This window comes from Gordonia sp. DT218 (assembly GCF_049847105.1).
Classification (GTDB): domain Bacteria; phylum Actinomycetota; class Actinomycetes; order Mycobacteriales; family Mycobacteriaceae; genus Gordonia.
Window position 1 is genome coordinate 615633 of record NZ_JBNCNS010000003.1, and the last position, 26889, is coordinate 642521.

Sequence of the window (26889 nt, forward strand, 5' to 3'; positions counted from 1 at the left end):
GGGGCTTGCGGTGAAGGCTATTTCGGATCATGTGTTCGGTGTTCGGTTGAGTGCGGCCCAACACCGACTTTGGGTTGCTCAGCAGGTGATCCCTGGTGTGCCGGTCAACGTCGCGCAGTACGTGGAGATCGACGGTCCCGTAGAGATCGACGAGTTCGTCCGCCACACCCGCGAATCCGTCCGACAAGCAAAGTTCACTCAGTTGCGGTTCGAAGACGGGGAGGAGGGGTTGGTCGGGTTCTACGATCCCTCCCTGCACTACTGGCCGGAGGTCATCGATCTCCGGCACGAGGTCCACCCGCGCGAACGTGCGATGGCGTTGATGCGTGAGGACTATTCGCAACCCCTGGATCCCCGCTTCGACCGCACTGCACGCGGCTGTCTCTTCCAGTTCGCTGACGAGAAGTTCATCGTGTACAACCGTGGCCACCATCTCCTCTCGGACGGGATGGGCGGTAAAGACCGGATGGTCGAGGCGCTGGCAGCCTACGATGCCAGCGTCAAAGGTCTTCCACCGCCAACGCTGAAGCCGGTTGACCTCGACTTACCGGCCCGAGCCGATGCGGAGTATCGGGCGTCGGAGCGATTCCATACCGATCGTTTCTTCTGGCAGGAGGCGATGGCGGGGCTAGGGATTGCCAAGACCCTGGCTCACCGGCCTGGGATGCCGGCGGCGATTGGTCGGAGCGTGGCGACGCCCATCCCGGACGGCACGATGGAGCTCCTACGCCGTGCCGCGGATGAGTTTTCGACGTTGCTGCCCACACTGCTCGTTGCGTCCTTTGGTGCCTACCTGAGCCGAGCCGCCGACGGTGACGAGGTGATCTTCCAATTCCCCGTCGCCGCGCGCACCACCGCTGCACTGCGTGCGACCCCGCTTCCAGTCGCCAACACTGTGCCGTTGCGCACGCATGTCACCCCTGAAGCGCCTTTGGCGACAGCTCTCCGGACCACACAGTCTGCGCTCATGGGGGCGTTGCGCCACCAGCGTTATCGAGGTGAGGAGATCTGGGCGGACGTCGCCGCTGACGAGACGAGCGGTCGTACCCCACGCACGACAGCGCAGGAACGCAGCGGTCCGATGCTCAACCTGATGCTCTTCGAGCGCGAGTTTCCCTGTGGTGATGCAACAGCGACGTTCCACATTCTGACCGTCGGGCCTGCGGATGACCTGATCATCAACATCTATCCGTTGCCGCGTCGGGACGGAGTGGACTCGTTGATGGTCGGCTTCGAGGCTAATCCGAACCGGTACGGCCAGGCTGAGGTCGAGGAGCATCATCGGCAGTTTCTCGGGATGCTGGAGACGTTCTCGCGGGCGTTGTTGGAGGAGCCGGAGCGGGTTGTTGGGGACTTGGGGCTTGTTGGTGTGGGGGGTCTCGGAGGTCTCGATACGTCCTCGCCTAGCGGCTCGGACTACTCGACCGGCGGAGGGGGGAGCGGGAGCGGGAATGGCGTCGAGTGCTCGACGGGCGGGGGGAGTGGGTCTGACTACTCGACCGGCGGTGAGGTTGTTGTTCTCGATCAGCGGGGGCACCGACTGCCGCCGTGGATGACCGGGGAGATCTACGTCGACGGCGAGACCACCGGAGATCTGGGGCATTTCGACGCCGAGTTGGGTGCGGTCGTCGTCGACCATCGGCGCGACGATCAGGTGACGGTTGACGGAACTCGGGTCGACCTGGCCGAACTCGAGCGGGCCGCGTTGGAGGTCGATGGGGTCGCCGATGCCTCGGCTGTTATGACAGCGACGGGGCTTGGGGTCGGAGTTATTGCCGATGGAAGTGCTGATCGGGACCGGATCCGGGCGGCCGTTCGTCGCCGAGTCAACTCGGTCGTGCCGCAGGTCATCTGGCCGCAGCATGTCGGAGTCCTCGATCGCCTGCCGACCAACATGGCGGGTGGGATCGATCGAGCCGCGGTCGCGGCGGCTCTCGTCGCTGCGCCGAAGCCGGCTGCTCGCTACCGCGCACCCGAGACACCCATCGAGCAGGCGGTCGCGGATGCGGTGACCGCCGTGGTGGGCGCCGTACGTCCGTCGATGGACGACGAACTGGTCCAGCTAGGCGCCAACTCCATGGCATTCATGCAGTTGGCCGCGCAGCTCGGCGCATCACTCAAGGTGGTTGTCGGGGTGCGGGAGCTCAACGACGTCACCACACTGCGTGAGCTTGCTGCGGTCATCGAGAAGGCGTCACCGCGCATGTCGACAAGCTCAATGAGCAGTGCAGCGAACGCGACGAACCGGCCGACCCGCGCTCAGCAGGAGATCTGGCTGCTCAACCGTGCGACGCATGCCCCTTCGAGACGCTCGCAAGCTCGCTCCTCAGGGGGCGGGGCGGGGACTCCGGCGCTCGGGACAGACGCTCCAGGGGTCGGGGCGGAGACACCTGGGCTCGGGACGGACACTCCACGGGGCGGGACGGAGACTCCAGGGGGCGGGACGGGCACTCGCACTCGAGCGGGGACTCAGACCGACCTCGTCTACCACTTGCCGGTGTATCTGTCGTTGGTCGCAGGCGTCACCGCAGACGCTGCGCGTTCCGCTCTGATCGACGTGGCCGCTCGCCATGAGGCGCTACGCACCGTCTACCCCGACGATGGCGGCGAACCTCTGGCCACCGTGCGCAGCGTCGGTGAGGCCCGGGCTACCGCGCCGATCACCAACGCCACCTTGGATGCGGCGGGAATCGAACGAGCTGTGTCCACCCCGTTCGACCTCACCGTTGCCGCGCCCTGGCGCGCCGTGATCGACGAGTCCGGAGACACCCTCGACGTGGTGCTGGTGGCCCACCACATCGCCATCGACGAATGGTCGCTCCCCATTGTGCTCCAGGACTTCTCTCATGCGGTGCAGGCGCGGATCGCGGGGCAGCAACCGACCTGGGAAACCGAGGCCATCGGATTCAGCGCGACCCTCGCAGCACGTGACCAGTCGGAAGCCTCGGCCGGACAGTTCTATTGGATACGCGCAATGCGGCAGGCGCCGGCGCAGATTGCGCTGCCCGCTCCGGCGGCGTCGCGCACCGCCGGCCTGACGCGCGGCCCGGCCGTCTATCTGCACCGAACTGTCGATACCCCCATCCGTGACGCGGCCGCCGCCTGCGCCCGCACCGCCGACACCACCCTCAACTCCCTGCTCTGCGTCGCGCTCTCTGCCACGCTGAGTGATTTCACCGCCGCCGACGACCTCGTGTTCTCGATGCCGGTCGCCGGCCGCGAGACCAGCGACGAACTGCATCAGGTCGGCATGTATGTGCAGACGGTGCCGGTGCGGACCAAGGGACTACGCGGACTGACTGTCGCCGAGGCACTCTCGCGGATCGGATCGTCCGTGAACAAGGCTCTCCAGCATTCCGCCGCAGCGCCCACCGGCCTGTCGGACGTCATCATCGCCTACCACGCCGATCAGCCCGACCTCACCGCTTCCGGTGTGATCGACGACGGTGTCACCCTGCCGACCTTTCAAGCTCGGACTGCGCTGGAGTTCAGCATCGTCGACGGGCCTTCCGGACTTGCTGTGACGCTCACCGTCGCCGAACAACACGTCGACGTGGCTGCTGCCGAACACATTCTGGATCGCTTCATCGCGATGGTTGCCGGTCTCGCACAGGCCACGAGCGGCGTGCCGCTGCGATCTTGCGCCCCGGCAGCGTCGTGGCCGCTGCGCGCGCCACGCACCACGCCTTCGATCGACCCCGTCGAGGCATTGCTGCGTCATGCGGATGCCCAGCCGCACGCGACGGCCCTGATCGTCGCGGACGATCGAATCACCTATCGGCAGCTGGCCGCACGAGCCCGAGATCTCGCTGGTCGCTTGACTCGGCTAGGGGTGCGTCCAGGGGATCGGGTCGCGCTCATGATGCGGGGCGGTGCCGACACCGCGGTCGCAATGGTCGCGACGCTGATGGCCGACGCCATCTATGTGCCGATCGACCCGGACTATCCGCAGGCACGAATTGACCTGCTGCTGAAGGCCACCCAGCCGGCTGCAGTGATTGGGGATCGACTCGAGGTCACCACGGGTGTGGGCCTCGGGATTGCCGATCCGGTTCCGGGCGGCGCCTACATCATCCACACCTCCGGATCGACGGGTGTGCCCAAAGCGGTCCTTGTCACCCGCAGCAATGTCTCCGCCATGCTCGGTGCTGCGCTCGAGGTGGTCGGAGCCGACGAGAACGATGTGTGGAGTTGGGCGCACTCCTACACCTTCGACTTCTCGGTGTGGGAGATCTTCGGTGCCTTGGCGACCGGCGGGAGCGTGGTCGGGGTGGATCGCACCACCGTGCGCGATCCACGACGATTTGCGGCAACCCTCGACCTGCACGGCGTGACCATCCTCTCGCAGACACCCACCGCGTTCGGGGTACTGACCGATCCGATGGTCGTCGGGCAGGATGCGCTCACGTCGGTGCGGGCTGTGGTGTTCGGTGGCGAGGCGCTGATGCCGGTGGCGTTGGGGCCCTTCGTGGCTCGTCGCTTGCGCTCCTCGCACCTCAGGGAGCGGGAGGACTTCGGGGAGCGCGGGGGCATCCGGCTGATCAATATGTACGGGATCACCGAGACGACGGTGCACCTGACGGCGTGCGAGGTCGACGTCGACGACGAACGCAGCATCATCGGTGCACCTCTCGACGGGGTCGCGTGGGCCGTGCTGGACTCTCAGCTGCGGCCGGTACCGACCGGAGCCGTGGGCGATCTCTACGTTGCCGGCGAACAGGTCTCGCTCGTGTATCTCAACGCGCCCGCCCTGACCGCTGCGCGTTTCGTGGCCGACCCGGGTGGGGCGGGGACACGGATGTACCGCACCGGGGATCGGGTCCGGGAGGTCTCGCCAGGACGCCTGACCTACCTGGGACGCGACGACGACCAAGTGCAGATCCGCGGTCATCGCATCGAACTCGGTGAGGTCGCGACAGCCCTGCGTGCAGTCCCCGGCGTCGGGGACGTGCGGGTCATCGTCGCGCCGGGTAGCACGACTGTCTCTCAGCCAGGCGACGAGCGGTTGGTCGCCTTTGTCACCGAGGACTGGCTGGCGGATCGAGCCGACCTGAACGCCCTCACCGAAGCGGCACTGCGCGACGCCTGCGCGGCCCGGCTCCCCGCCTACGCTGTCCCGGCGCGGGTGACCATGGTCGAGGGCTGGCCGACGACCCCGACCGGCAAGCTCGACCGGGTCAAACTGCTCGCGCTCCTGAAGGATTCGTCGTCACCGTCGCGGGAGCTCACTGCGTTGGAGACATCGGTGGCGGCCGTGATGCGTGACGTGATCGGCATGGGGGAGTCGACGGAACTCACCACGGAGACTAACTTCTTCGCGGCTGGTGGCACGTCTCTCTCGGCGGCGCGGTTCGCCGCTGCCCTGGCCGTCGAGGGCCACACCGTCGGCGTCGCGGACATCTTCGATCACCCCACCATCGAGGGCCTTGCGCGGGTCATCGATCACGAGTCGCCGAGCGTGCAGGTGCCGTCGATCGGCGAATTCCGTCACGAACCAGAGCACCTGCCGCTGACCCCCGAGCAGACGGACGTGTGGCTGCGGTGGCGAACCGAACCCGAGTTCACCGGCTACCTCATTCCGCTTGCGGTGCCGGTACCAGCCACCGCCGACGAGGTACGGCGCGCCCTTGCGGCAATCGTCAAGCGCCACGATGCGTTGCGCACCAGCCTTTCGGTCCACGACGCAACTCCGTACCAACGTCGTTGGAGCGACGCCGAACTCGAGACGTACCTCGCCGACCAGCTGGAGACCGAGATCGACGTCAAATCGGCAGTCGACACGGTCCTTGCGTTGCTGCGCACGCCGATCGATCTGGGTGAATCGCTGCCGTGGCGGCTGCGCATCGTCGAATCCGAGGGTGAGACGTGGATTCTCGTTGTCGCGCACCATGTCGCGGTGGACGGCGAATCGTTGCCGATCCTGCGTGACGAACTGATTGCGGAACTCGCCGGCTCGTCATCGCTCACCACCGACCGTGTCGACTACCGGCAGTACTCGATGTGGCGTGACGAGATGATCGCCGTTCGTCGGGATGAGCTGGTTGCACACTGGTCGACAACATTCGATGAGCCGGTGCAGGCGCTGCGGCTGCCCGAGATCAATCTGCGCGCTGCCGTCGACACGAATCCGGCCGATGTCACCGTGCACCTGGCGCACGGGGAGCTCGCCGACTCCGTAACCGCGGCTCTTGAGTCGCTGGCCGTGGAGCGGCGCACCTCGGCGTTCATCGTCGTACACACCGCACTGGCTGCAGTGCTTGCGCGGCAGGCGGATACGCCGGTCGTCACGATCGGCACCGCGGTGTCAGGGAGGCTCGACGCCCGGTTGGCTTCAGTGCCGGGTCTGTTCGCACGCGCGGTCCCGCTGCACACACCGATCGATCTGAACCTTCCGTTCGGCGAATTGCTCTCGCAGATCACGGATATCGATCTCGGGGCATTCGAGCATTCCGATCTGCCGCTCACCGAGATCGCCGAGATCGCTGATCCGGGGCGCGCTGGAGCGGGGGCGCCGTTGTTCGAGGTGTCGTTCGGGATGGTGCCGGGGGGCCTCGAGCTGGAGGTGGGGAATGGTCTCGATACGCCTCCTCGCTCCGCTCGTCGGCTACTCGACCGGCGGGTAGGGAGTGACGCTGGTCGGCTACTCGACCGGCGGGTAGGGAGTGGTCTACTCGATCGGCGGGTGGGGAGTGACGCTGGTCGGCTACTCGACCGGAGGATGGAGGGCGGCGTTCCCCTTTTCGGCATCGACGTCTCGTTGTCCCGCGTCGACGGCCGCCTCCAACTCACGATGACCTGCACCGAGCAGGTTGCCACCAAGGACAGGCTCGACGCGCTGTGCCGACTCGTTGTCGAGACGCTGGGGCGGGCGGTCACCGACGCCGACCGCCCAACAGCAGCCCTGCTCACCGGCGACCGTCCGACACCGACACCGGCACCGCCCGCGGAAACGCTTGCCGACCTACTGGCCGCCGGAATTGCCGAGCAGCCCGACGCGATCGCTGTGCACAATCCGACGCTGACGAACGCCGATCTCGACCGCCAGTCCACCGCATTGGCCCGCACGCTCATCGCCCTCGGGATCGGCCCCGGAGATATTGTTGCGCAGCATCTCCCACGATCCTCGTGGGGCATCATCTCGACGCTCGCCGTTGCCCGTGCCGGGGCTGCGTTTGTCAACATCGATCCCGCCAACCCAATGGAGCGGCGGCGGACCATCATCGGCCGCTCCCGGCCGTGGGCCGTGATCACCCTCGCCGGTCACGAGATACCCGACGTCGATCCGTCGATCCCGGTGCTTGCCATCGATCAGTTCGCCATCGATCAGATCGAGACCGCACCGGCGTCGTCCTTCGACGTGGCCGAGCGGGTCCGCCCGCTGCGTCTCGATGACGCCGCCTACCTCACCTTCACCTCCGGTACCACCGGCACGCCGAAGGGTGTGATGGTCACCCATCGTGGCCTGGCCGGCTGGGCTCGTGACACCGTCGCGAGGTTGCGTCTCACCGATGCGGATCGCGTACTCCACACGTACGCCGTAGGATTCGATGCACATCTGATGGGCATCGTCCCCGCCCGGATCGCCGGCGCGACCATTGTCATCTGCCCGCCCGAGGTGATCGCCACCGACGACCTCCGGGATGCGGTGCGTGAGCACACGGTGAGCGTTTTGCTGACCACCCCGTCGGTCCTCGCGACCCTGCGCCCCGATGAGCTGACCGGCGTTCGGCATGTGGCGGTCGGCGGTGAACCGCTCGGCGCCGGACTGGTCCGCGACTGGACCGACACGGTGACGATGAGCAACGAGTACGGGCCCACCGAGACGACGGTCGCGGTCAGCAGCGCACGTCTGACCGACGCTCTCGACTCCGTCCCGATCGGGACCCCTCTGGCCGGCGTAGCCGCCCACGTGCTCGACGCGGATCTTCGGCCCGTACCCAGCGACACCGTGGGTGAGCTCTACCTCGCCGGAAGCTGCCTGGCCCGAGGCTATCTGGACGATCCGGCCGGCACCGCTGCGTCGTTCGTCGCCGATCCCGCCGGATCCGGGGAGCGCATGTATCGGACAGGCGACCTCGCCCACCGTCGCACCGACGGCACCCTGCTCATCCACGGCCGCACCGACGACCAGGTGAAGATCCGTGGTATCCGACTCGAACCGTCGGAGATCGACGTCGCGTTGTCGAGGCTGCCGCAGGTCGCGACCGCGGTGACCGCGGTCCGGACCACCGCAGCCGGTGAGAAGGCGCTCGTCTCCTGGGTAATCGCCGAGTCCGGAATGGACATTCGCGCGGAGGAGTTGCGCACCGAGCTGTCACGTGTGCTGCCGCGCAGCATTATTCCTGCGGTGATTGTCCCGGTCGAGTCGCTGCCGATCGGGCGGAACGGCAAGGTCGATCTCACAGCGCTGCCCGACCCGGAGATCGCCGTCGTACCCATTGCCGAGGTGTCCGACCTGTCGGGCGCCACCGAGAGTTTGGTCGCGGCGGTGTGGGCGGAGGTGCTCGAGGTGCCGGTCGATCAGCTACACGCGGAGACCGACTTCTTCGCGTCCGGCGGCACGTCATTGTCGGCGACGCGCGTCACTGCCCGACTGTCGGCGGCCGTCGGGGTCGAGGTCCCGGTGCGAGTGCTGTTCGAGTCCCGGACCGCGCGGGGCGTCGCGGGCGCGCTCGACGAACTCCGCCGACTCGATGCACAGGGTGCTGCAGCCGGCCCCGTCCCCGTGCGACTGCCTGTGCCAGATCACCTACCGCTGGCTCATCCGCAGCGCCGCATGTGGATTCACCATCGCTACGATCCGGAGTCGACGGCCTACCACGTTCCGGTGGTGATCCGCATCGACGGAGACGTCGACCTCACCATGTTGCAGCATGCCGTCGACACCGTCGTCGACGCCCATGCCGTGCTGCGCACAACGTACCCCGACGGCCCGGCCGGTCCGGTGCAGCGCATCCTCGGGGGGGAAGGCCCGGTGCTGCGGCATCAGGTCGTAGACGCCGGAGTGGTCAGGTCCGCGATCGACGAGTTCCTTTCCACCCCGTTCGATCTGGAGCACGAGCCAGGGTTCCGTGCCGTCGTCTTCGATGTCGCCGGTGAGGGCGCCGCGAGGGAACGCTATTTTGCTGCAGCGCTGCATCACATCGCCATCGACGGCTGGTCGATGCGGATTCTGCTACAGGACCTTCTGCGTGCGTTCCGCGGCGAGTCCCTGCGCGGATCGTCGGACGCACTCACCTATGCGGACTTCACGCAATGGGAGACGGCCCGACTCGGCGGCCCGGACGAGCCGGCGAGCCGATACAGCCACCAACTCGGGCACTGGCTGTCGACCCTGGCCGGCGCCGATGAGCCCATCCGGATCCCGGGGCGTCGTGACACCGCTCAGGCGCCTGGACGGATGTCGGCGCGTGTGGATCGTGAGGTCGCTGCCCAGCTCGGCGTGGCTGCGGAGAGACTGTCGTCGACGGTCTTTCACGTCGCACATGCGGCCCTGGTTGCCGTGTTGGGACAGTGGACCGGTAGCTGGGACGTCGTCGTCGGGGTTCCTGTCCACGGCCGCACCGCACCCGAATGGGAGTCGGTGGTCGGCATGTTCGTCAACACCGTCGCGCTGCGGACCACGACCGCAGTCGACGCGCCGGTGCGCCGTGTGGTCGAGCATGCGCGTGACGTCGCGCTCAGGGCTGCCGACTACTCCGAGGTGCCGTACGACGCGGTGGCCCGGGCCGTCCGGCCGAATGCCCACGGCGACTTCGACCCGCTGATCTCGGTACTGCTTGTCAATGAGGATGTGCTGCCGACGATTTCCGGGGACACCCTCACCTGGGCCGACAGCAACGGCCGGCCCTGGGGTGCTTCGGTGGTGGATGACCTCTCGACCGTCGACGCGAAGTTCGACGTCGAGCTGGTTCTGGCGGAAGACGATGGCGCATTGGTGGTGACGGTTGTGCACTCGGGGTACATCCCCGGCGAGATTGCCGGTCGCCTCCTCGATGACTTCATCACGTTGCTCACGGCCGCGGCGCGTGACGTCGAGGCGCCGTTCCCGGTGCTCGACGTGCCCGTTGTCGAGGATGGTGTTCGCGGGGACGGGGTGCCCTCGGCCGTGATCGACGTGCCACACGACCTGTCTTCGATCGAGCGCGTGACGGCGATCATGGCGGAGGTACTCGGGGTACCGGAATCAGTGGTGACCGACCGAGACGACTTCTTCACGCTCGGCGGAACGTCGTTGTCGGCGACCCGGGTGACGTCGGCGTTGGGACGAGAACTCGGCATGCGTGTGCCGACCCGGTTGCTCTTCGAGAACCCGACACCGGCAGATCTGGCGCGAGCGATCGCCGAGATGCGCACGGTCGGCGAGATACAGCGCCCGGTCGGCGAGGAGGCGGGCCCGATCGGCGAGATGGGGGTTGCTGTCGGCTGGAATTCGGTTGCTGTCGGCGGGGAGGGGGATCTGCCGCTGGCGCCGACCCAGCGACGTATGTGGGTGAATGCGCAGCTGCTGGGTGAGGTGCCCATCTATGCGGTACCGGCCGTGGTGCCCGTGCCGAGGGGGACAGACGCAGAGCACGCCGCCGCGGCGATCAACGCGCTCGTCGCCCGGCACGCGGCCCTGCGAACCCTCTTCCTGTCGACACCAGATGGTCCACGCCAACGTGTGCTCGCCGACTGGCGGCCCGAGATCCGCAGGGAGACAGTAGACGGCGTCGCAGGTGAGCCCGGCGTGTTTGCTGCGCCCTTCGACCTCGAGGCGGCACCTCCCGTCCGGGCGTGGCTCATCGAATCGGATGCGCAGCCGGCTGCGGTGGTGGTCCTCGCTCATCACATCGTGCTCGACGGCGAGTCGGCCGCCATCGTGGCGGACGATCTGGCAGCCCTACTCTCCGGTTATTCGTTGGACGCACCGACGATCGGTTTCGACGTCGTCGCCCGGCAGATGGCGGCTGGCGAAGAGCACGCTCGCGATGAACAACTGGCGTTCTGGTCCGAGGCGCTCGAGGGCTACGGCGGGCAACTCGATCTGGTGGCGCAGAGGCCGGCGGACCGTGACCTGCGCACGGCCACGGCCGGTTTTGTGCTCGACGAATCCGTGTCCGGCATGATCGGTGCCACCGCACACCGCGCACATGCCAGCGCTTTCCACGTGCTGCATGCCGGTGTGGCGTTGGCCCTCGGCATCCAGGGTGGCACCGACGACATCGCCGTCGCCACGCCGGTATCACTTCGCCGTGACACCGACATCGCCCGCACCGTCGGGATGCTCACCTCCACGGTGGTGCTGCGGACGCGGATCGCCACCGGAATGAGCGTCGGGCAGTTGATCGAGGACGTGCGGGACACCGACCTGGCAGCGATCGACCACGCCCTGATCTCCTTCGACGACGTGGTCGCGCTTGTCGATCCACCCCGCGCACCCGGGCGCCACCCACTGGTTCAGGTGGCGTTCTCGATGGCGGGGGAGGGGTCGGCGCCGGGCTGGTCGTCGCCGGGCTCCGAATTGCTGGAGGAGCGTAGCGAGTTCGATGTGCACGTCATGGCGGTCGAGGACGATGGCCGCTGGCGGATTCAGCTCACCTATGCGCGGGATCTGTTCGACGAGAGAGCGATCCGTGCGCTTGGCGAACGGGTGGTCGCGGGCATCGGGGCGGTGGTCGGAGATCCGGAGCGGGCGTTGGTGAATGTCGATCTGCTCAGTGAGGGGGAGCGGGGGTTTGTGGATGGGTGGTCTCGATACGCCGCCTCGCTGCGCTCGGAGGCTACTCGACCGGCGGTGGGGGCCGACTTGCTGCGCTCGGAGGCTACTCGACCGGCGGTGGGCGACGAAGGAGCCGAGTCCTCCCGTCGGTCGAGTAGCGGCGACGAAGGAGCCGCGTATCGAGACCCCGCCCCCGCCCCACTCCTCGCAGATCTGCTGAACACCGCAGTCGCCCAACACCCCGACCGCACGGCGATCGACGACGGGCGATGCAGTCTCACCTATCGCGAGTTCGACGACTGGGTATCGGTGTCGGCTCGTGCCCTGAGGGCTCGTGGCCTGGGTGCCGGAGACGTGATCGCCGTGGTGATCCCCCGATCGATCGAGTCTGTCGTCGCACTGTGGGCGGTGACCCGGATCGGCGGTGTATGCGTGCCAGTCGACGTCACGTATCCGGCTGCCCGGCTCGAGCAGGTCGTGGCGACAACCGGGGCCACAGTGATCGCTCCGGCCGACATCCCCGATCGGCCAACCGGGTTCGTCGCGCCGGAGCCGATCACCCGGATGTCACCGGATGACCTGGCCTACATCATCACCACGTCTGGAACCACCGGTACGCCGAACATCGTCGGCGTGCCTCATCGCGGGGTGCATCGGGTCGCCTCACTGGGTGACGTCATCGCCTCCGATCGGGTCGGCATGGCCATCAGCCCGGGATTCGACGCCACGTTCCATGACATGTTGCTGCCGTTGGCCGCTGGGGCCGCCCTGATCGTGGTGCCCGCTGACGTGTCCGGTGGTCGCGACCTCACCGGCTTCCTCCGCGATCAGCAGGTAACCGTGTTCACCGCCACGCCGTCGGTGATGCGCACCCTGAACGCTTCCGACATCACCTCTCTGCGGCTGGTCTACATCGGCGGTGAGAAGCTCACCGCCGACCTGGCCGACGAGTGGGCGAATCATGCGCGCGTCATCAACATCTACGGCCCCACGGAGACCACGGTGACCGTGTCGACGAGCCCATACCGGCTCGGCGCGCCGGTCCGGGTCGGCCAACCCCGTCCCGGCATCGGGGTCCTCGTACTCGACCGACAACTGCGACCAGTGCCGCCCGGCGTGATCGGCGAACTCTACGTTGCCGGAACAGGCGTGGCCCGTGGCTATCTGGGCGATGCCGCACTCACCGCGGCGAGCTTTGTGGCCGGACCCGATGGGGGCCGTCGCTATCGCACCGGCGATCTGGTCCGGTGGGACGTCGAGGCGGGAGAACTCGTCTACGCCGGGCGTGCCGATCGTCAGGTGAAGGTCCGCGGACAGCGCGTGGAGCCTGCCGAGATCGACGCCGTGCTGGCAGCAGGTGGGGCACGGCAGGCGGCGACCGTGCTGCGCGACGGGCCCCTCGGACCCGCCTTGGTGGCCTATGTGGTCTCGCCCGATACGTCGACGACGGCGTTGGCGGATACGTGCCGGTCGGTCCTGCCGGCACACATGGTGCCCAGCCGGATCGTCGACGTGCCCGAGCTCCCGCTCACCGGCGCCGGCAAGCTCGACGAGAAGCGGTTGCCGCAACCCGAATGGGCACACGGCCGTCGGGCACCGACGACACCAACCGAACGTGCGGTCCTCGATGCATTCGAGACGGTGCTCGGCGTCGACCTCGGTATGGACGACGACTTCTTCGCCGCCGGTGGCAACTCGCTCGCGCTGCTTAGGTTGCGCGATGAACTGTTGCGCCGCACCGGGGTCGAGTTGTCGGGTCCGGAGCTGTTCGCACACCCGACGCCGATCGACCTGTCCGGACATCTGGACTCGCCCGATGCCGGTTACGACGACCGCGTGGCCCGACTCTCCGCCGATGCATCCACCGACCACGCCCCGGTGTGGTGTGTGCACACCGCGGCCGGCGTCGTCGAACAGTTCCGGCCGCTGGCCGCCGCGTTGGCTCCGATGCCGGTGATGGGGCTGCAACTGCCGGAACTGATCGACCCCATTCGCGCGATGCCTCAGACGTTGCGGGAACTGGCCGCGCTGCATGTCACCGCACTGCGGGCAGCGCAGGCGGATGGCCCCTACCGGCTTGTCGGCTGGTCTGTCGGTGGGGTGATCGCGCAGGAGATCGCCCGCCAGCTCGTCGAGGCCGGTGAAAACGTCGCGCTCCTCGTGCTTCTCGATCCGCGCACTCCGGCCGAGATGAGTGCGGTACCCGATGACGAGTTGCGGGCAGCACACCCGTTGCGGGACGCGGTAAAAGACCGCGATCCGGAGTTGCTGCGCCGCTTCGACGATCGCTCGGCGATCCTGGTGCAGGCCGCCAGGGCGTATGAACTCCGGCCCGTTCCCGCCGGCCGAACCCTCTACGTCGCGGCCGCGGACAACCCCGACCCGCACGCCTGGGCGCGCGCGGTCGGCGGGCAGGTCGAGCTGGTGACCGTCGATTCCACACACGCCGGCCTCGGCGATCCCGAGGTCATGACTCAGATAGCGCGACTACTCGAGGAGGAGCTGTGAGCGCACCAGCAGATCAGGCAGCATCGGCGACGGTGCCCGGATCGATCTTGTTCGTCTGTACCGGCAACATCTGCCGATCGCCCATCGGTGAGCGGATTCTGCGGGGCATGGCCCAGCAGTTCGGCATGTCCGTCTCCTCGAGCAGTGCCGGGGTCGGGGCGATGAACGGCCATGCGATGCATCCGTATGCCGCCGAGGTCCTGGATGAACACGGCTACGATGCATCGGAGTTCGAGTCGCGCTATCTGCGTCCGCCCATGCTGCAGAACGCCGACGTGGTCCTCTGCCTGACCCGGAAACATCGCGCCGCCGCCCAGCAGCTGGTGCCGGTTCGGTGGAAACGGATATTCACCGTGACCGAGTTCGCCGAACTGGTCGAACTCGGCGCCGGTGCCGGGCTCGACGAGATCGTCGCGTCCCGGTCGCGGGTGGACACCAACTCCGCGCACCTCGACATCCTCGATCCGATGGGCCGGCCGAAGGACGACTTCGAGCGGGTGTTCGGCGAGATCGAGCCGAAGGTCGCGGTGGTCGTCGACTGGCTCGCACAGTCAGCTGAGAAAATCAGGGAGACAAAATGATCCGTCGAGCCCTCGGGGCCCGAACCTTCCAGATCGGCGTCGTGCTGGTTGCGGTGCTGCTGGCATTACTGGCCTGGCTGGTCTATTCCGCGCTGCAGGTGAAGGGCGATCTCGAATCCGCGCGAACGGACGCCACGCAGGCACGGTCGTCGGCCCTCGACGGTGACGAGAACGGTGCACGGCAGGCGGCGGAAGCGGCTGCCGACTCGGCGCGGAGGGCCGGCGAACGGTCCCACGGTGTCGTCTGGTCGGCAGCTGCGGCAATCCCCTGGCTGGGGGCGCCGTTGGACTCGGTGCAGCAGATGAGCGATGCGGTCGCCGACTTCTCGACCGGCGTGCTGGTGCCCTCGGCACAACTGGCCTCGGTTCTCAACCCGTCCGAGATCCGATCCGGCGATGCGATCAACACGGAACCTCTCCGTGCAGCGCAGCACGAGTTGGCAGCGGCCGCAGAAAAATCGACCGCCATCGCGAACCGAGTCGCAGCAATCGAACCGACATGGCTGGGAGTTGTCGGAGATGCCCAGCAGCAACTGCAAGAGCAAGTAGACCAAGCGACCGCCACCCTGGACGGCACCAACGTCGCCGCCCAGCTCGTCCCGTCGATGCTCGGCGGCAACGGGTCACGCAACTACTTCCTGGCGTTCCAGACGCCGTCGGAATCCCGCGGGACCGGTGGGCTCGTCGGCGGATTTGCCGTCCTCAACGCCACCAGCGGGCGACTCACGGTGCCCACCCTCGGTGTGAACTCGGTCCTTCGGTACCCGGCTAAACCGTTGGTGGACTTCGGGCCCGACTATGACGCGATCTATTCGTCGTTCCATCCTTATACGGACCATCGCAACGCCAATCTCAGCCCGAACTTCCCGGATGCCGCCCGTATCTGGATCGCGAACTGGAAGAAGCAAACCGGACAGCAGCTCGATGGGGCGATGGCACTGGACCCGGTCGCGTTGAGCTACGTGCTCAAGGTGACCGGCCCCGTGACCCTGCCCGGCGGCGAGAAGATCACCGCCGAGAACGTCGTACCGATCACGCTGTCGACATCGTACGAACGATTCGCCGGCGACAACGAAGCACGCAAGATCTACCTACAATCCATCGCGAAGGCCGTTGTGGGGCAACTCGGTACGTCGAAGGGCGACGCCGGGGCCATCCTGGAGGCTCTCGGTCACGGGGTGCACGAACGCCGGATCATGGTCTACAGCACCCGCCCGCAAGAACAGCGGATCCTCGAGACCACCAATCTCGCGCATCAGATCTCCGACACCGCGTCGCCCTACCTTCAGGTGGCGCTGGGTAACGCGTCCGGCAACAAGGTCGACTACTACCTGCGTCGTGACATCGATTATCGTTCCGGCGGCTGCACCGGCCCCGTGCGCGAGAGCACAGTCACCGTCAAGCTCACCAACACTCTTGACGACCTCTCGCTGCCCGACTATGTCATCGGCTCGATGGGCACCCGGTTGGACGTCCCGAAGGGCACCAGCCTCACGAATGTCGAGATGCTGACCACCAAAGGTGCTCTGATCAAACAGATCACGGTCGACGGCCAGAGCCCGATGTACGTCGAGCAGACCCTGAACGGTCGTCCGTACGTGGCGACGATGGTCCGCATCCCGCCGGGTCAGACCGTCACCGTGACGCTCACCCTGGATGAGCCGACCACCGATGGAGAACCCGACGTGCCGATCCAGCCGCTCGTCGACAATCCGAAGGTGTCCGTCGACGTCCCCGTATGCGGTGAGTCGTGACCCGACATCCCGGCGCCGGTAGGCGTGCGGTCGCGGCATTGCTCGTGGTGTTCGCGGCGTTGCTGGCGGGCGCCGGACAGGCCGCGGCGGTGAATCCCACATCCCAGCGCAGTGGCTGCTCGTACGCCAATGCCGCCGACAAAGCCGACAATGTGCAGACCTGCACTGTCTGGTCGGACGCGATGCAGTCCGACCTCATCGTGAAGGTCCGCCCCTCCAGCCAGTTGCCGGGGCAGCAGGAGCAAGCGGTGTACTTCCTGGGCGGCATCGGTGGCGGCGACGAGGGTGGCTCGATTCTGTCCCAGTACGGGACTCAATACACCTTGGTGACCATCGAGGGAAGTTCGAATGCGTGGTCGTCGAACTGGGAATCGGTGCCCGTCGATGCGGGCGGGAACACCCTGAACAATCGCAGCGGCGGCACCTACGACCCGCAATGGGAGACCTTCATCGGTGAAGAGTTGCCCGCCTACCTCGACCAGAACTTCGACGTCGATCAGAGCGGCAATGCGATCGTCGGACTCTCGATGGGCGGTGGCCAGGCGGTGAACATCGCGCTGAAATACCCGGAGGTGTTCTCGGTCGCTCACTCGATCTCCGGGTACTACCAGACCGACAGCGTGTTCGGGTATCTCCTGATTCCGTACATCCTGTCGAGCAGGAACGGAATCTCCAACGGCTTGACGGGCATGTGGGGCAATCCTTTTGCACCGGGCAATCTGTGGGCGGCCAACGATGTGATGAGACAGATCGTCGCGGCCAAGGAGTCGGGCCAGACGATCATCATCTCGGCGGGCACCGGAATCATCACCTCGTCCGCGGAGTTCGACGAGCTGTGGGGGCTCGGTGGGATCTCGGAAGTGATCGCCGGCAGCGTTCTGGAGTTCGGGTCTTTCGCATCCGCACTGGTACTCAACGGTGTCGCGCTCGCCCTCGACCTGCCCGTCGAATTCCACTACACCAACGGGGCGCACACCTGGGTGCACTGGGACGCCAACATGTCCACCGAGGCCGGCATGGTGCAGGATGCGCTGACAAAATACGAGGTTCCGAGCGCAACCGAAGAGACGATCCCGTCGAACGAGACCGTCTCCCCAGTGGTATCTGCGCCCGTGCCGGCAATGCCGTCGGCGGTACCGACTGCGCCTGTAGAGGTTCAAGGTTCGCCGCTCGGAGTGTCGGTACAGCCGACGTCGGTTGATTCTCACGAGCCGACGGACAACGAACCCGTCGAGGGCGCTCGTGGCGGTCCACGCGAGCCGACGGCTCCGGAGCGCGTGAATGAGCCGCGGGAGGCTACTGCGGACGAGTCGACCGGGACGGAGTCCGATAGCGGCCGGACGCCAAGCGATGAGCCGACCAGATCCAACGACGAGGAGGGTTCGGGCGGGGGTCGAGCGGCGAAAAGCAGGCGCGATCAGACTCCGACCGTAGAGTCCCGGAGCGATCGGGAGACGCATCAACATTCCCCGGCCGCAGGACCTGCCGACAGTGCGGTCGCCGGCAGTGAGGCGTCGGACTCCTAGTCATCCGCCGACCGGATGCCGGTGCAGTGCCTCTCGTAGCCGCATGTGCAGGCGATTTGTCTTCAAGATTGCTTGCCGAGCCGGTTTCAGTGCCGTAAATTGCAGTCTTGCGATACTTCATCGATCCGTGCCCGCTGGTGGTTCGCGGAACGATCGGAGGGCGCGGCGCGGGCCTCACGGCGAGGCCGGGCGGCGATCGCTGGCGAATGTGACGATTTCTGACGTTCGTTCAGTTTGGTTTGTGCATGATCCGCACGGTGATTCGACGCGTCATCTCAACCCACTCGCGATCGGTGAAAAACCATGCTTACGACTAATATGCATATTTCGCCTTGGTAAATTAGTCCGCGTATCGGAAGTTCGATTCGTCCAGTTGGAAAGTCAGTACCGTTGTGCAACAAGATATTTCGTCTAGCTAACGATTTTCTGGCAATCTGTTCAGGCACTTACTCGTCCGTTCGGACTACATCGGATTTGATGATTTTCGCACGTCGAGATTTCACCTGTAACAAACGTTGTGGTTTATGTCGATAAGCGGTTGTTGGTGTCGGTTCCTTGGCTTAGTCTTCTCGTTGTTGGTCGAGGTCGGGTTCTGCGATCGACAGAACGGCACAGCTGTCACAGCGGATCGGTTTCGTTTGTGTCGGTTCGCGTCAGACCTCGACGAGTAGGGGAGGCAGCGTGACCAGTGAGTCCGCTATGGAAGCGGTGGCGCCCAAACGTGCACCGCCGAGCGTGGTGTCACGTTTGCTGTTGGTCTCCCGAGCGCGCGAGCGTTCACGGTCCTGGGTCGACGGCTATGTGACTCGTCTCGCCTGGTCGGATGCTCTGATCGTGGCCGGCGCCGTGATGGCCGGGCAATGGATCCGGTTCGGGCCGAGTAGTAGCCACATCCCGAATGGCAGCTCATTGCCGGCGGGCGCGGTGTCGGTGTCATTGATCGTCGCGTGGATCGCCTGGCTACGAATTTTCCACACTGCGGACCGTCGCATCATCGGGTCGGGATCTCAGGAGTACAGCCGGGTGACGACGGCGTGCTTTTCGGTCTTCGGCCTGCTCGCCATGGTTGACCTGTTGTTCAAGCTTGACCTCGCCCGAGGCTTCCTGGTGGTCGCCTTCCCCGTCGGAACAATATCGCTGCTCGTGTCACGATGGCTATGGCGCCATCGGCTCATGAGTCAGCGCCTCCAGCAGCGCAACCTCGAGAATGTGCTCGTGATCGGCGGGCTCAAATCTGCGGTACCCCTCATCGAGCGTCTCTCGGCGCAACCTGTGCTCGGCTACCGGGTTGTCGGTCTCTGCGTTCCGGAGCGCGCTGCCGACCGCACTCAGGTCAGGGTGGGAGATCGTCTCATTCCGGTGTGCGGGACGTTCGACGACGTGGTCGACGCAGTGACCGTCTGCGACGCCACGACGGTCGCGGTGACGTCGGCCGAGGCACTGGGGCATGAAGCCATGCAGAATCTGTCGTGGGACCTCGAGGGTCTGGACGTCGACATGGTTGTGGCCCCGGGCGTCACCGACGTCGCGGGGCCCCGCATGATGGTCCGCCCGGTGGCCGGGCTGCCTCTTCTGCATATCGACAAGCCGCAATATGATGGCGCCAACCGATTCCGGAAGGCGCTGGTCGACCGGGTAGGCGCCGCGCTCATCGTGTTGATGATCCTGCCCGTGTTGCTGGCCGTGGCGGCGGCGATCAAGCTCGACTCACGCGGTCCGGTGTTCTATCGTGCCCACCGCGTCGGGGTCGGCAACCTTCACTTCCCGATGTGGAAGTTTCGCTCGATGGTGCGCGACGCCGACGCATTGAAGAGCAACCTCAGGGGCCTCAACGAGGGCGCCGGCGGTGTCCTCTTCAAGATGCGCGACGACCCGCGGGTCACTCGCGTCGGCGCGTTCATTCGCCGGTTCAGCATCGATGAGCTCCCGCAGCTGTTCAACGTGCTCGGTGGGACCATGAGTTTGGTGGGCCCGCGTCCTCCCCTTCCGGAAGAGGTCGAACAGTACGACGGTCGCGCGGCGCGGCGGATGCTCGTCAAGCCGGGGATGACGGGGCTCTGGCAGGTCTCGGGACGATCGGACCTGTCGTGGGAGGAATCGGTACGGCTGGATCTCTCCTATGTGGAGAACTGGTCCATCATGCAGGATCTTGTGATCCTCTGGCGCACATCCAAAGCCGTGATTTCCAAAGATGGAGCGTACTGAGAAGGGCGCTCGGCGACGGCGTGGTCAGACGTACCGCGCCCGCAACGCCCGCCGGTCCACCCTGCCCGGTCCGCGCGTCGGAAGCTCGGTGAGTTCGATGACTTCCCGCGGTCGTAGACGCATGGTCGTAGACGCAACTGCCCGCGGGTCCGGGCTCGCCGCGAACCCCGATCGCGCCGCGGCCGACCTCTGGCATGCTGGAACAGACTCGCGATCGATCGAGGTCGCGGGTCGCGCAGTCGACACAGAGTCACGACCGACGGGAGTATCGAGTTGGGCGACGACCAGACCGGCTTCGACGAGATGGTCGATGCGATCAACTACCCAATGTTCGTGGTGACCGCACAGGCCGACGGCCGACGCGCCGGATGCCTGGTGGGGTTTGCCAGCCAGACCAGCATCGACCCGCGCCGATTCCTCATCGGGATCTCGAAAAACAACCTGACACACGAGGTCGCTGAGCACACCGACCACCTCGCGGTACACCTGCTCCCGCGGGAACGCACCGACCTCGCCCGACTGTTCGGCGGGTACAGCGGATACGAGACCGACAAGTTCGCCCAATGTGCATGGTCGGAGGGGCCGCACGGGCTGCCGATCCTCGATGGCGTCGCCTTCTGGTTCGTCGGCAAGACACTGCGACGATTCGATGCCGGCGACCACGACGCCTTCCTGCTCGATCCGGTCGACAGCGGTTCACAAAGCTCCGCGAACCGCACTCAGGCGTGGGTGACGTTCTCCGACGTCCAAGACGTCGATCCGGGTCGTGACGCGTGATCGAGCCCGGACCCGACGACGCGTTCGACGCGGTCGCGCTGGCCGAGCAGCGATACGCGGACTGGCCCGAAGGTGTGCGCGCCAACATGGTCATGAGTCTCGATGGTGCTGCGGTTTTCCAAGGGAAGGTGCGGCCGTTGTCGTCCCGGACCGACCAACGTCTGTTCCACGCCCTCCGTGCGATGGCGGACGTGATCCTGGTGGGCGCCGGCACCGCGCGAGTCGAGCAGTACGGTCCGGCGATCCTCGACGACGAACTCACCGCTCTTCGAAAGCGACAGCTGGGGCCGTCTGCGACGCCGGCCCCTCACATCGCGATGGTCACCCGCACCTGCTCGGTGCCGGCGACCGCGTTGGCGGCGGAATCGGATCTGCGGCCGCTCGTGATCACCACCGAGCGAGCCGACGCGACATCGGTGACCGTGCACGCCGACGTCATCGCCGCCGGTGACGAGGAGATCGACTTCGCCGAAGCCATCGGTGGCCTGCGGGCGCGCGGATTCCGCCGAATCCTCTGCGAGGGCGGGCCGACGCTCCTCGCCGCGCTCACCGCGGCCGGGCTGGTGGAAGAACTGTGTCTCACACTCGCGCCCGTTCTGACGGCTGAACCGGCGGGCGTGGGCGCCGGCGCTGCGGCGGAGGGCACCAATCTCCTCCCGGTACCGGTGCGGGCGACGTTGCGGCACTCGGTGGCCCACGACGACCATCTCTTCCTGCGGTATGTCACCCGGAGTATCGGGCGCGCAGGGCGCGACGATCCACCTTCCCCGGCCCCCGTGTCGGGAGATCGGGAAGTTCGATGACCTCCCGCGGCGCGGCGTAGCGGTCCAGTCGCTCGGCAACCGCACCCCGAATCCGATTCGGGTCGAGAGTTGTTGTACCAGAAGCGACCACGAACACGACGACCTTCTCGCCCAGCCGATCGTCGGGCACACCGACGACGGCACACTCGGCGACGGCCGGGTCGTCGAGGATCACCGCCTCCACCACCTGCGGCACGATGGTCAAACCCCCACTCGAGATCGCCTCGTCAGCGCGGCCGACGATGGACAGCACGCCTGCGTCGTCGAGGTGGCCGAGGTCATCGGTCCGGAACCAGCCCGGTTCGACGAAGGCGGGATGATCGGGGCGATTGCGATAGCCGTGCGCGACGACGGTCCCGCCGAGGATCACCCGGCCAACGCCTTCGGGATTCGGGTCGTCGATGCGGACGGTGACTCCGTCGAGTGGTATGCCGTCGTAGACGCAACCGCCCGCGGTCTCGCTCATGCCGTAGGTTCGGGTGATCGGGACTCCAGCGTCGATGGCCCTGCGCAGCAACGGAATCGGTGTCGCAGCGCCGCCGACCATAAGCGCGTCGGCCTCTCGTAGCGCCGCGGTGGCCCGTGGCGAATCGAGCACCTTGATCAGCTGTGTGGGCACCAGCGAGGTGTAGCGGCGCGGGCCGTCGAGGTTCTCGAGGGCATCAGCGAAGGCGTCGGGGTCGAAGCCGTCGGTGACGTCGAGGGCGGCGGGAGTGAATCCGGATGCCAAGGCACGCAACAGGACCTGCACGCCGGCGATGTGGTGCGGGGCGAGCGCCAGTAGCCAGTTGCCCGGACCGCCGAGCCGAGTCGCGGTGGCGGTGGCCGATGCCGCCAGGGTGGCGGCGGTGTGCTGCGCACCCTTCGGTACGCCGGTGGTGCCCGACGTCGAGACCACCAGGGAGACATCGTCGTCGATCACCTCATCGACACCGAGCGCCTCGCGCAGCGCGGCCACCTCGCGAACATCGTCGGGTACCGGTACGTACGCGGCGGAACCGTCGAGGACCGCGGACAGGTCACCGAGGCGGTCGAGAACCTCGGGTCTGGCGGGTAAATGAAGTGCGCGGAGAGTCTTCAGGACTCATCACCGTCGGTGTCGTCGGTGTCGTCGCGCCCGCTCGGCGGATTTGTGTGCCCGCTCGACGGATTTTCGGTTGCTGTCGACGGATTCTCGGTTGCTGTCGGCGGGGTGTTGGGGTCCGTCGATGGATTGTCTGGGGTGGCCGAGGTCAGAGGGCTGTCGTCGAAGGGCCACCCGGATGCCTCGAGGTGTGAACGGACGCGGGCGATGTCCGCCTCGTGAGGGAGCTCATGGGTGACCTTGGTGATCCGGACGGCCGCATCGATCTTGGAGATGGGTTCCGGGGGCGGCGGGGATTCGGCGATGAGGTCGACGGACACCTCCTGGACCTCATCCTCCGTCAGCTGGCGCCGCAGCAGCGCGACGAGTGGGATGTAATCCCCCTGCGGCACTCCGTCGGGGTAGCCGGCGCGCAGCCACTCGACGATTCGCAGGAGGAACTGTGGTCGATCCACGGATGCGGCCCCCTTTCTCCCCCGACGGCAGACGAGACTCTTCTGCCGCGATTCTATGTGGTCAGGCAAAGATTCCGACAATGACGGTGAACAGACGAGCGGCGGTCGGGTCAGGAGACTCCGGAGGCCAGCGGCCACCCGGCCGAGGCGAGGCGGCTGGCCACCTGATTGATCTCCTCGGAATTGGGCTCGTCACGGATGACCTTCGCGATGGCCTCGCGGATGCGGTCCTCGGTCATCGGATTCTCGACGTCGTAGTACCTGGCGAGGCGGAGCACCACATCGGTGACCTGGTTGTCGTCGAGGACGCGTGTCAGCAGGGCGAGCAGCGGCGGGAACTCGGTCGGTGGGATGCCCTCGGGATAGCCCTTGCGGATCCAGTTGATCGCGGATTCGAACAACGGGGTGCCGTCAGCCATGGGTGCATTACCTCCGGGGTGTCTCTCGCGTAGGCCTACTTGTAGCCGAAGGGGAAGATCTTGATGTCGGTGTAATAGAAGATGGTCTGCCGGGTGATCCACAGGAGACCGAGCAGGATCAGCAGTCCGACCACGCCGAAGATCACGTATCCGAGCGTCCGCATCGCCGGGTTTCCCTGTGACACCGTGCCGTCGGCGTTGGTCTCGGATGCGCCCTCGGCGTGGAAGCGGAGGCCGAATGCGAACAGGGCGGGTAGGCCGGCACCGAAGATCAGTCCGACGATCAGAACCTTGCCGATCGATTCGACGATGTCCATCGGGGGTTTGTCCTTTCGTGTCTGACGGCGTCAGCGGCCGGTCAGGAGACAGTGGTGAGGCGGCGGGGTCAGGCGACCGGGGCCTTGGCTTCGGTGACGGTCTCGGCCGGGATGATCGAGTTGGTGGAGTCGTCCCATTCGGCGTTGACGTTGTTGGCGTCGACCTTGTTCTGCTGTGCGCGCCAGTACATGTAGCCCGAGGCGACGATCAGGAGGCCGAAGATCACCAGTGCGCCGACAGTGTTGCCGAGCACGTGTGCGATGCCGAAGCAGAGCGCGCCGACCAGGCCGGCGGCCGGCAGGGTGGTCACCCAGGCGATGGCCATGCGACCCGCGACGGCCCAGCGGACCTGGGCGCCCTTCTTTCCGACACCCGAGCCGAGGATCGAGCCGGTCGCAACCTGTGTGGTCGACAGCGCCATGCCCGCGGCGCTGGAGGTGAGGATGATGGCCGCGGACGATGCCTCGGCCGCCATGCCCTGCGGCGAGCTGATCTCGACCAGGCCCTTGCCCAGGGTCCGGATGATGCGCCAGCCGCCGAGATAGGTCCCCAGGGCGATCATGCCGGCGCAGCTGAGCACGATCCAGAACGGCAGGCCGTGGCTGACCGACGACGCATCGAGGTGGCCGGTCACGATCAGGGCCATTGCGATGACGCCCATCGTCTTCTGGGCGTCGCCGGTGCCGTGGGCGAGGGAGACCAGTGACGCGCTGGCGATCTGGCCGTACCGGAAGCCCTCCTCCTTCTTGCTCTCGGTGATCCTCTTGGTGATCGCGAAGATCATCCAGGTGCCGCAGGAGGCCACCAGGCACGCGATCACGGGAGCGAGCAATGCCGGAACGATGATCTTCGAGAACACGCCATGCCAGTTGATGCCGGACATTCCCAGCGCGGCGATGCCCGAGCCGATCAGGCCACCGAAGAGTGCATGCGATGAGCTCGACGGCAGGCCGAAGAGCCAGGTGAAGAGATTCCAGAGGATGCCGCCGATGAGGCCGGCGAAGATGATGAGCAGTGCGGTGGTGGGCGTGAGGCCGGTGATGATGTCGCCCTTGTCGTCACCGGAGGTCTGCTGGATGTTCAGCACTTCCTTGGTGATGGTGGCCGCGACCTCGACCGACAGGAACGCGCCGACGAGGTTCAGGATCGCCGACAGTCCGACGGCCACCTTCGGCTTGAGGGCGCCGGTGGCGATCGACGTGGCCATCGCGTTGCCGGTGTCGTGGAATCCGTTGGTGAAGTCGAAGCCAAGTGCCGTGATCACCAGCAGCACAAGAATCAGCGTCTCTCCGGTCATGTTCATATGATGCGGTCCCGCAGCCCCTCCCACCTAACCCTCCAGGGCCCGAGATGTTCGATTTGACCTGGGAGTTTGCCAAGAATCTCGATATGTTCATCCGTTGTTCATGTGGCCGCCGCCAATCCGCCACCGAGCGAGCCGGCTTCCGGTTCTGACTGATTGGCGGAGGGACAGATCGAGCGCTCGGGCAGCTGTGTGACCCGCACGACAGCTGTGGAAGAATCCGACCATGACTGCTGCGATGACGCTCGGAATGCCGATCAACTACGCGGGCGACTTCCGCGAGACCATCAACAACCTCGGCGACTTCGAATCGGTCGGTGTCGACCGCATCGCGGTCCCCGAGGCCTACAGCTTCGACGCCGTCAGTCAGCTCGGGTACATCGCGGCCAAGACCGAGAAGATGGAACTGCAGACCGCGATCCTGCCGATGTACTCACGCACCCCGACGAACCTCGCGATGACCGCGGCCGGCCTCGACTACATCAGCGGCGGCCGGGCGGTGCTGGGCATCGGCGCGTCGGGACCACAGGTCATCGAGGGCTTCCACGGTGTCAAGTACGACTATCCGGTCGGCCGTGCCCGTGAGCACGCCGAGATCTGCCGCAAGATCTGGAAGCGCGAGAAGTCCGACTACCAGGGCAAGCACTACACCCTCCCGCTCACCAAGGAGGATGGCGGCACCGGGCTCGGCAAGCCGCTGAAGATCATCAACCACCCGGTCCGCGAGCGGATTCCCATGCTGCTGGCCGCGATCGGCCCGAAGAACACCGAGCTCGCCGCCGAGATGTTCGAGGAGTTCCAGCCGTTCCTGTTCCATCCCGAGTTCGTCGACGCCGCGTTCGGCGAACCGCTGGCCGCCGGTAAGGCCAAGCGCGATCCGTCGATGCCGCCGCTGAAGATCGTGGTGCAGGCCGCGACCCTGATCTCCGACGACGAGCAGGAGGTCGAGAATGCGCTGCAGGCGGTTCGCCACCACGCCGCGCTGTACATCGGCGGCATGGGAGCTCGCGGGAAGAACTTCTACAACACCCTCGCGCAGCGCTATGGCTACGTCGACGAGGCCAAGATCATCCAGGACCTCTACCTCGACGGGAAGAAGGCAGAGGCCGCCGCCGCCGTGCCGGACGAGCTGGTGCGTGCGATGTCGCTGATCGGTCCGCGCTCGCTGGTGGCGGAGCGCGTCGAGGCCTTCCGTGCCGCCGGGGTCGGCTGCATCCTGGGGACGCCGTCGGCAGGGTCGCACAAGGAACGCGTGGAGGACATGCGGGAGTTGCGGGAGATCGTCGGAAGCTGACGGTCCCCGCTATCTCGACGCGTTGTAAACCATCAGCGTCCGCCGGCCGGCTACCCTTGTCGGCCGGCTGACGCCGGCGCCCATGCCGCACACGGCCGGGCGCGTGCGCTCGCGGTGACGCCTGTTCATCGGGCTGGGCCACGGCAGAATAACGTGAGCGT

General features: G+C 66.4%; 12 protein-coding genes and 1 pseudogene. 8 read left to right on the top strand and 5 right to left on the bottom strand.

Features of this window, described 5'->3' with window-relative positions; all coding sequences use genetic code 11:
• Nucleotides 1–10 precede the first annotated feature (10 nt).
• The 7 genes from ACPXCG_RS14410 to ACPXCG_RS14440 all read left to right on the top strand — a co-directional run bounded on the left by ACPXCG_RS14410 (nucleotide 11) and on the right by ACPXCG_RS14440 (nucleotide 21855).
• Nucleotides 11–14209 carry an amino acid adenylation domain-containing protein gene (locus ACPXCG_RS14410; RefSeq protein ID WP_425792841.1) on the top strand — a complete coding sequence of 4733 codons (14199 nt, stop codon included), beginning with the start codon at nucleotides 11–13 and terminating at the stop codon, nucleotides 14207–14209.
• A complete protein-coding gene (locus ACPXCG_RS14415; RefSeq protein WP_425792633.1) occupies nucleotides 14206–14790 on the top strand; it encodes a low molecular weight phosphotyrosine protein phosphatase in 585 nt (194 codons plus the stop codon). Before ACPXCG_RS14410 ends, ACPXCG_RS14415 begins: the two co-directional genes overlap by 4 nt.
• The gene (locus ACPXCG_RS14420; RefSeq protein WP_425792634.1) at nucleotides 14787–16544 is read left to right on the top strand and encodes a DUF4012 domain-containing protein; all 1758 of its coding nucleotides are present in this window, start codon (nucleotides 14787–14789) and stop codon (nucleotides 16542–16544) included. The genes ACPXCG_RS14415 and ACPXCG_RS14420 overlap by 4 nt, the downstream gene beginning before the upstream one ends.
• The gene (locus tag ACPXCG_RS14425; RefSeq protein WP_425792635.1) at nucleotides 16541–18070 is read left to right on the top strand and encodes an alpha/beta hydrolase-fold protein; all 1530 of its coding nucleotides are present in this window, start codon (nucleotides 16541–16543) and stop codon (nucleotides 18068–18070) included. Before ACPXCG_RS14420 ends, ACPXCG_RS14425 begins: the two co-directional genes overlap by 4 nt.
• Nucleotides 18071–18769: 699 nt before the next feature.
• Nucleotides 18770–20275, top strand: coding sequence for a sugar transferase (locus ACPXCG_RS14430; RefSeq protein ID WP_425792842.1), 1506 nt, complete (start codon nucleotides 18770–18772; stop codon nucleotides 20273–20275).
• A 273-nt stretch (nucleotides 20276–20548) separates the two neighbouring features.
• Nucleotides 20549–21052, top strand: coding sequence for a flavin reductase family protein (locus ACPXCG_RS14435; protein WP_425792636.1), 504 nt, complete (start codon nucleotides 20549–20551; stop codon nucleotides 21050–21052).
• Nucleotides 21049–21855: a pyrimidine reductase family protein gene (locus tag ACPXCG_RS14440; protein WP_425792637.1), complete on the top strand. Its 807-nt coding sequence runs from the start codon at nucleotides 21049–21051 to the stop codon at nucleotides 21853–21855. The genes ACPXCG_RS14435 and ACPXCG_RS14440 overlap by 4 nt, the downstream gene beginning before the upstream one ends.
• On the opposite strand, the gene menE is transcribed toward ACPXCG_RS14440, so the two are convergent.
• From menE to ACPXCG_RS14465, 5 genes and pseudogenes are all read right to left on the bottom strand, one after another.
• Entirely contained in the window at nucleotides 21776–22936 is a 1161-nt protein-coding gene (gene menE / locus ACPXCG_RS14445; protein ID WP_425792843.1) for an o-succinylbenzoate--CoA ligase, read from the bottom strand. The genes ACPXCG_RS14440 and menE overlap by 80 nt on opposite strands.
• 134 nt (nucleotides 22937–23070) lie before the next feature.
• Nucleotides 23071–23394 (bottom strand): annotated as a pseudogene (locus ACPXCG_RS14450) (DUF3349 domain-containing protein); the annotation flags it as partial.
• A gap of 110 nt (nucleotides 23395–23504) precedes the next feature.
• Complete coding sequence (locus ACPXCG_RS14455; RefSeq protein ID WP_425792638.1) at nucleotides 23505–23813, bottom strand: DUF3349 domain-containing protein; 309 nt, start codon at nucleotides 23811–23813, stop codon at nucleotides 23505–23507.
• A 35-nt stretch (nucleotides 23814–23848) separates the two neighbouring features.
• A complete protein-coding gene (locus ACPXCG_RS14460; protein ID WP_425792639.1) occupies nucleotides 23849–24130 on the bottom strand; it encodes a hypothetical protein in 282 nt (93 codons plus the stop codon).
• Between the two features lie 68 nt (nucleotides 24131–24198).
• On the bottom strand, nucleotides 24199–25428 hold the full coding sequence (locus ACPXCG_RS14465; protein ID WP_425792640.1) for an anion permease: 1230 nt from the start codon (nucleotides 25426–25428) through the stop codon (nucleotides 24199–24201).
• A 232-nt stretch (nucleotides 25429–25660) separates the two neighbouring features.
• Here ACPXCG_RS14465 and ACPXCG_RS14470 point away from each other — a divergent pair, with 232 nt between their 5' ends.
• Nucleotides 25661–26728 carry an LLM class F420-dependent oxidoreductase gene (locus ACPXCG_RS14470; RefSeq protein WP_425792641.1) on the top strand — a complete coding sequence of 356 codons (1068 nt, stop codon included), beginning with the start codon at nucleotides 25661–25663 and terminating at the stop codon, nucleotides 26726–26728.
• The last annotated feature ends 161 nt before the right edge of the window (nucleotides 26729–26889 follow it).